This is a genomic window from Streptomyces alkaliphilus (genome assembly GCF_014141535.1).
Classification (GTDB): Bacteria; Actinomycetota; Actinomycetes; order Streptomycetales; family Streptomycetaceae; genus Streptomyces; species Streptomyces alkaliphilus.
On sequence record NZ_VKHT01000906.1, the window covers coordinates 1 to 2,036 of the forward strand.

The 2,036-nt window shown below is 77.7% G+C and carries 1 protein-coding gene; it reads right to left on the minus strand.

Annotated features, from left to right (window positions below):
- Positions 1 to 74: 74 nt before the first annotated feature.
- Positions 75 to 1,835 (minus strand): ABC transporter ATP-binding protein, encoded by a 1,761-nt coding sequence (locus FNQ90_RS21000; RefSeq protein ID WP_228471447.1) that lies wholly within the window; start codon positions 1,833 to 1,835, stop codon positions 75 to 77.
- Positions 1,836 to 2,036 lie beyond the last annotated feature (201 nt).

Genomic DNA, 2,036 nt, shown 5'->3' on the forward strand with positions numbered 1-2,036 from the left:
GTACCGGAGGAGGGGGAACCGGAGGGGGACATGCCCCATTGTGCGCACACCCTCCACCGGGCCCGACGTCGGGGTCACCCCGGCCACTCGCCGGGGGTCCCGGCGGCCCCGGCGGCCTCCCCGGACGGGACCCGGTCGAGCACCCGCCGCAGGGCACCGTCGCGGGCCGCAAGTTCCCCGGGGCTGCCGACCTCCGCCACCCGACCGTTCTCCAGCACCACGACCAGGTCGGCGCGCCGGATGGTGGAGGGACGGTGGGCGATCAGCACGGTGGTGCGGGTCCCCGGGGCGGCCAGCACGTCGGCCAGCGCCTCCTCCCCCGCGGTGTCCAGGGCGGCGGTGGTCTCGTCGAGCACCAGGACCCGGGGGTCGGCGAGCAGGGCCCGGGCCAGGGCGATCCGGGCGCGCTGACCGCCCGAGAGGGTGCCGCCCCGTTCGCCCACGGCGCCGTCCAACCCCCCGGGCAGGTCGGCGGCGATCCGGTCCACCCCGCAGCGGCGCGCCACCTCCGCCACACGTCCGGCGTCCGCCTCCGGAGCGGCCAACCGCAGGTTCTCGGTGAGCCCGCCGTGGAACAGGGGGGTGTCCTGGCCGACGACGGCGACCGCCCGTCGCAGGTCGGGGTCGGCGACGTCCCGCAGATCCACCGCCTCCCCGTCCCGGGGAACCAGTTCGACGGTCCCCCCGGAGGGGTCCCAGAAACGCGCGATCAGGTGGGCGCAGGTGGACTTGCCCGCCCCCGAGGCGCCGACCAGGGCCACCGTGCCGCCGGCCGGTATGTCCAGGTCCACCCCGTCCAGCACCGGTGGTCCGCCGTAGTCGAAGCGCACCCCTCGGAACCGGACGCCCAGCGGACCGGGCGGAACGGGCACCGGAACGGTCGGCGGTGGGGCGCCGGCGGGGGTTCGGATGGCCTCGCCGACCCGGGCGGCGGCCCCGCGCAGGCCGATCGCCCGGCCCAGCGACTCGGCGGTCTCGGCGACGGGACCCAGAATGCCCAGGGCCAGCACCAGGGCGGTCGGCACCATCGCGCCGGAGAGCCGGCCGTCCGCGGCCGACGCGGCGGCCACCACCACCACACCGACGACCCCGAGGATGACCGGCAGGTCACGGGCGACCGCCGTCCCGGCGTCCAGGGATGCCTCGGCACGCTGGGCGGCCCCCACCTCCCGGCCGCGTCGGGCCAGACCGCGCCGCCGTTCCTCCAGGCCGCCGAAGGCCAGCAGTTCGGGCAGGCCGTCGACGGTGTCCACGGTCTCGGCGGAAAGCCGGGCGACGGCCCGACGGGTGCGGGCGCCTCGAGCGGCCCGGGCACGCCGCTCCAGGACGGGTACGAGCAGCAGCGCCGCGGTGGCGGTGAGCACGACCGGCAACAGCCACGGTTCCACCACCGCCAGGACCGCACCGCCGGCCGCCAGCACCACGGCACCCGCCGGGATCCGGGCGGTGGTGTGGGCGTAGAAGAACTCCAGGGCCTCGACGTCCCCCAGCGCGGTGCCGGCGAGGTCGCCGCTGTGCCGACGTCCGGTACGGGCGGGTGCTCCCCGGGCCGCGCCGTCGAAGACCCGGACCCGCAGTTCCGCGAGGACCCGATAGGCGAGGTCGTGGGAGAGGTCCATCTCCCACCAGGTGGTCAGGCCCCTCACCAGGACCAGGACGATCAGCGTGACGACGACGCCGGCGGAGGGCGGGGTCGCTGTGAGGACGGCGGCGCCGACCGCCCACGCGGCGACGGTGAGGAGGGCGACCAGGGACGCCTGGCCGAGCAGCGCGGCCAGAAAGGTGCGGGCCATCATCCGACGGTGACCGGCCAGGACGGGCAGGAGGGCGCGCAGGGCCCCGGAGGGCGGCTCCCCGGGGTCGGTGGCATGGTCGTCGGGAGTATCGGTGCCGGCGGAGGTGTCGCCGGCGGCCCCGACGCCGGACCCGTGGCCCCCTCCGGTCGGGGAGGTGTCGGCCGCGGACGGCCGGTCCCCACCGGCTCCCCGGGGCGCGGGGACGCGCGCACCGTTCTCCCCCCCGGCGGGGGGTTCGGC